Here is a 5,061-nt window from a genome sequence, read left to right on the forward strand (position 1 = left end):
AATCCCGCGAACATGGCCGCGTTCCGCGCCTCGCTCGCCGAACACGAGCGCACGCACGCGCTCGCGGCGCTGCGCAACATCCCGGTGGTAGTGCTGGCGGGCCTGGCCGACCGGCTCTGCCCGCTGCCGCACGCCCGGCGGATCGCCGAGGCATTGCCGGACGCGGAGCTGCTGCTCTACGCCGGTGCGGGCCACATGCTGCCGCTGGAGCGCACCGACGAGGTCGCCGACCGGATCACCGAGCTCCTCGACACCGCCGCCCGCTCCTGAGCAGAGGACACACCGCGAAGCCGCGATCGAACCGTCAGCCCGTCGTACCGCCCCGGCGGTCCGTTCACTCGGAGCTTTTCGTGCGCACGACGCGCCTGAGAGAGTTGCTGCTCTGTTCGGCGTAGTGCCGCAGGGCTGAACGGCGGCTCGCGCCGGTGCTGCAGTCGCAACAAGAATCCCCGCACCACCGTCGGCAGGGGAGCGGATTTGAGCAGCAACGAGGACCAGTCGTTCACCCGCGTGCTGGGAAGGGCCGACGTGCTCGCCGTCGCGTTCGGCGCCATGATCGGCTTCGGGTGGGTCGTCAAAACCGGGGATTTCGTCGCCACCGCCGGGCCGCTCGGCGCCGCGGTGGCGTTCCTCGCCGGCGGCGCGGTGATCGGGCTGGTCGGCCTCACCTACGCCGAACTGGTCTCCGCCATGCCTGCCGCCGGCGGTGCGCACAACTACGTGCTGCGCGGGCTCGGCGGCCGCGCCGGGTTCGTGACGTCGTGGACCTTGGTGCTCGGTTACGTCTCGGTCGTCGCCTTCGAGGCCGTGGCGTTGCCGCAGAGCGTGCAGTACATCTTCCCCGGCGTGCTGACCGGGAAGCTGTGGTCGGTGGCCGGGGACGACGTGTTCGCCGTCTGGGTCGCCGTCGGCATCGGCGGTGCGGTGATCATGACGTTGCTCAACTACGTCGGGGTGCGGCCCGCGGCGGTGTTCCAGAGCATCACCGTGCTGTTCCTGCTCGCGGTCGGGGCGACGCTGCTGCTCGGCGCGGCCGTCGGCGGGGAGACCGGGAACCTGCGGCCGCTGGTCTCGGGAGGGCTCGGCGGGGTCTTCAGCGTGCTGGTGGCGGTGCCGTTCCTGATGGTCGGGTTCGACGTCATCCCGCAGTCCGCCGCGGAGATCAAGCTGCCGGTGCAGCAGATCGGCAAGCTGCTGGTGATCTCGGTGGGACTGGCGACCGCCTGGTACGTGCTGGTCGTGCTCACCGCGGGTACCGCGCTGCCCGCTTCCGCGCTGGGGAACTCCGAACTGGCCGTGGGCGACGCGATGACGCAGTTGTGGCACAGCCGCACGATGGGCAACGTCCTGGTGCTCGGCGGCATCGCGGGAATCCTCAGCAGCTGGAACGGTTTCCTGATCGGAGCGAGCAGGCTGCTCTACGCGATGGCGAACTCCGGGATGCTGCCGCAGTGGTTCGGCAGGCTGCACCCCCGGTTCCGCACCCCGGGCAACGCCGTGCTGTTCATCGGCGCCCTGTCGCTGTTCGCGCCGCTGTTCGGGGAGCAGGCGCTGACCTGGCTGCTGAACTCGGGCAGCTTCGCGATCATCCTCGCCTACCTGGCCGTCGCGGCCGGTTTCCTGGCGCTGCGCCACCGGGAACCGGACATGCCGCGGCCGTTCCGGGTGCGCGGCGGGCGGACCGTCGGCGGGCTGGCCGCCGCGCTCAGCTTCGGGCTGGCCGTGCTGTTCCTGCCGGGGATGCCCAGCGGGCTGGTGTGGCCCTACGAATGGATCGTCCTGGTTTTCTGGGCGCTGCTCGGACTCGTGTTCTTCGTGCGGATGCCGCGGATCGCCGCGGGGCCGGAAGCGGAGCACCAGCTGCGCGCCGCCACCGGCCGCACCTGATCAGGGGTTCTGCAGCGGGAAGCCCGCCAGGCCCTTCCACGCCAGCGTGGAGATCAGCCCGATCGCCTCGTCGCGCTGCACCGAGCTCGTCTCGTCCAGCCAGTAGCGGGCCGTGACCTGGCTGAGCCCCACCAGGCCGAACGCCAGCAGCCGCGCCCGTTCCGGTTCCAGCCCCGCGTCCGCGGTGACGGCCTCGGCCACCGCGTCCACGCACGCCGAAAGCGCGCCGTCCACGGCGCGGTCAACTGCCGGTTCGCCGCGCAGGTCGGACTCGAAGACCAGCCGGAACGCCTGCCCCTCGGCGTCGACGAACTCGAACAGCGCGCCAACCGCGGCCCGCACCCGGTGCTTGTTGTCCGGATTGGACTCGATCGATTCCCGCACCCGGCGCACTAGTTCGCCGCCGTGCGTCTCGACCAGCGCCAGGTACAGCTCCAGCTTGCCGGGGAAGTGCTGGTAGAGGACCGGCTTGCTGACACCCGCGTGCTCGGCGATGTCGTCCATCGCCGCCGCGTGATAGCCGTTGGTGACGAACACGTGCTGAGCAGCCGTGAGCAGTTGCGCCCGGCGTGCGTCCCGGGGCAGCCGGACTCCTCGACTCGGCTGCGCGGTCTCCGTCATGCCTGCCTCCACCCCTTCTGCGGCCTGATCGGGGTCTCCGATTCGCGAAGCACAACTTTACTCGCCGGTAAAGGATGCCTTCGACCTCATCCGGCGGCCAATCCCCGCACCGGGCCATGCTGGGTTCATGCGTGCCGGAACACAGCGCGATCGGGCGGCGACCCCGCGACCGGAGCTGACCAGGGTGCCGATGCGGCCCGGGACGGACGGCGAGCTGTCCGGAGCGCTCGCACCCGGCCGCCGGGTGCGACTGTCCACCCGGCACGGACCGGTCACGGTTCATCTGCGCGAAACCGCCGGGTCGCCTTCCCGCGCCGAGACCGCGGTGTACCTGCACGGGCTGGCCGGGTCGGCGACGAACTGGACGGACCTGGCCGAGCTGCTGTCGGTGCGGTTGCGCGGCATCGCGGTCGACCTGCCCGGCTTCGGCCGCTCCGAACCGCCCGGCTGGTTCGACTACACCGGTGAGCAGCACGCGCACGTCGTGATCCGGCTGCTGGAAGAGCTCGGCGCCGGTGCGGTGCACCTGCTGGGCAACTCCTTCGGCGGTGCGGTCGCGGTGCTGGTCGCGGTCCGCAGGCCGGACCTGGTCGCGTCGCTGACCTTGGTGTCCCCGGCCGTGCCGGACCTGCGGCCGGACCCGCGGCGGATGTCCGACCCGCGGCTGCCGCTGACCCGGTTGCCGCTGCTCGGCCCGGTGGTGCGCCGCAAGCTGGCCGCCATGCCCGCGCACGAGCGGACGCGGCAGTTGCTGCGGCTGTGCTTCGCCGAGCCGGAGGCCGTGCCGCCGAGCCACATCGAGGTCGCGGTCGAGGAGTTCCGGGAGCGCGCCGGACTCGCGTGGGCGGAGGTCGCGCTCGGGCGCACCACGACCGAGCTGATGCGCACCTGGCTGCTGCCGCCGTGGCGTTCCCCGTGGCTGCTGCTGCCCCAGGTTTCGGCGCCGAGCCTGGTGGTGTGGGGCCGCGAGGACCGGGTGCTCGGCATCCGCAAGGCGCCGCGGACCGCGCGGGACCTGCCGCGCGGGCGGCTGCTGGTGCTGCCGCGAACCGGCCATGTGGCGCAGATGGAGCGTCCGCGGGTGCTCGCCAAGGCGGTGCTCGGGATGCTCGACGAGATCGATGCGCACCGTTGGTGACCGCCGATCCCGAATCGGGTGATCTTTGCGGGCGTACCGGACACCGCAGGCCATGGTCTCGATCGGGGATCGCGTCCTTGTGGGACGCTGGAGCCGTGCCGCGCCCGAGACGACCACGAAACAGTGCCGCAGGACGCTCGGGAGCGTCGCGGGACGCCGAGAGTCCGCAGCGCGCACCGGGAACGGGCGCACCGGGAACGGACGCGCCCGGAAGGGACGAGCCGCTCGCCGCGTCGTGGCGGCCGTTGCCGGAATCCGACGACTTCGACGGCCTCGAGGACGAAGCCGACGACGCGCCCGCGCGCCGCACGCGGAACCGGCGGTGGTCGTTCCAGGGCTGGCGCATCTACGCGGTACCGCTGCTGATCGTGATCACCGCCCTCGCGGTGTTCCAGGTCGCCGACCCGGGCGCCGGGCCCGCCGACGGCTCCCGAGCGCAGGCGCCGAACGTTGCGGAGGCGCCGGTGGTCACCGAAGCGCCGCCCGGGCAGACCTACGACCCGAACATGTTCTCCGCGGAGCTGCCGCCCGGTGCGCCGGTACCGGAGATCGGCGGCCGCACCTACGAGGTGCTGCCCGGAACCGCGCCGCGCGTCGGCTCCGGCGAGCTCTACCGCTACACCGTCGAAGCGGAGGTCGGCGTCCGGCTGGCCGAGGGCAACGACACCTTCGCCCAGCTCACCCAGCAGACCTTGGCCGACCCGCGGAGCTGGACCCACCCGGAGGCCGGGAGCTCGGAAAGCGGCGGCCAGAACGGGGGAGTCGCGCTGGAGCGGGTGGACGGCGCGAGCTCGCCGGACTTCCGGGTCACGCTGGTGAGCCAGAACACCGCGCGGGAGATCTGCGGCTACGGCAACGGCCTGCCGTTCGACACCTCCTGCCGCATCGGCGACCGCGTCTACATCAACGCCGCGCGGTGGGTCCGGGGCGCGGTGGCGTTCGAGGGCGACATCGGCACGTACCGCCGCTATGCGATCAACCACGAGGTCGGCCACGTCTTCGGCAACGGGCACGTGCCGTGCGGGCAGCAGGGCGGGCTGGCGCCGGTGATGATGCAGCAGACCTTCAGCACCTCGAACAACGAGCTGCGCGAGCTGAACAAGGCGGTGCCGCAGGGCACCGAGATCCCCGCGAACGGCTTCGTCTGCAAGCCCAACGCCTGGCCGTTCCCGGTGGGCGGGCCGCCCGGACCGTGATTTCGGCCGCTCCGGCGGTCTGCGCCCTCTCGGATTCTGGGAGTGTTCCGGGAGCCGGGAAGAGCACCGGCCGGACTCGCGTTGCACCTTTCGCGACGGATCGGCCCGGCCCGCTCGACGACCTGGCCGAGCAATGAACTCGCCGACCGAAAACGAGCCGGCCGAGCGGGTCGGCGTGCCCGACCGCGGCGCGAACGCTCGCCCGGCGCGCGCGAAAGC

Annotated in this window: 5 protein-coding genes; 4 read left to right on the plus strand and 1 reads right to left on the minus strand. The window is 72.1% G+C overall.

Annotated elements, in window-relative coordinates; genetic code table 11:
- Positions 1 to 270: alpha/beta hydrolase (locus tag IJH84_RS05065; RefSeq protein ID WP_295140857.1), on the plus strand; the 270-nt coding region annotated here is incomplete at its 5' end.
- 207 nt (positions 271 to 477) lie between these two features.
- The gene (locus IJH84_RS05070; RefSeq protein ID WP_200073320.1) at positions 478 to 1,887 is read left to right on the plus strand and encodes an APC family permease; all 1,410 of its coding nucleotides are present in this window, start codon (positions 478 to 480) and stop codon (positions 1,885 to 1,887) included.
- Here the strand turns inward: IJH84_RS05070 and IJH84_RS05075 are convergent, their stop codons facing one another.
- Positions 1,888 to 2,508 (minus strand): TetR/AcrR family transcriptional regulator, encoded by a 621-nt coding sequence (locus tag IJH84_RS05075; protein ID WP_200073321.1) that lies wholly within the window; start codon positions 2,506 to 2,508, stop codon positions 1,888 to 1,890.
- Between the two features lie 127 nt (positions 2,509 to 2,635).
- Between IJH84_RS05075 and IJH84_RS05080 the strand changes: the two genes are divergently transcribed.
- On the plus strand, positions 2,636 to 3,646 hold the full coding sequence (locus IJH84_RS05080; RefSeq protein ID WP_200073322.1) for an alpha/beta fold hydrolase: 1,011 nt from the start codon (positions 2,636 to 2,638) through the stop codon (positions 3,644 to 3,646).
- Between the two features lie 245 nt (positions 3,647 to 3,891).
- The gene (locus tag IJH84_RS05085; RefSeq protein WP_233628406.1) at positions 3,892 to 4,842 is read left to right on the plus strand and encodes a DUF3152 domain-containing protein; all 951 of its coding nucleotides are present in this window, start codon (positions 3,892 to 3,894) and stop codon (positions 4,840 to 4,842) included.
- Positions 4,843 to 5,061: the final 219 nt, after the last annotated feature.

It is taken from the genome of Saccharopolyspora sp. (assembly GCF_017434145.1).
Lineage (GTDB): Bacteria > Actinomycetota > Actinomycetes > Mycobacteriales > Pseudonocardiaceae > Saccharopolyspora_C > Saccharopolyspora_C galaxeae.

Coding starts and splice junctions, on each gene's coding strand:
- IJH84_RS05075 (WP_200073321.1), bottom strand. CDS start 2,508: ATGACGGAGACCGCGCAGCCGAGTCGAGGAGTCCGGCTGCCCCGGGAC.
- IJH84_RS05080 (WP_200073322.1), top strand. CDS start 2,636: ATGCGTGCCGGAACACAGCGCGATCGGGCGGCGACCCCGCGACCGGAG.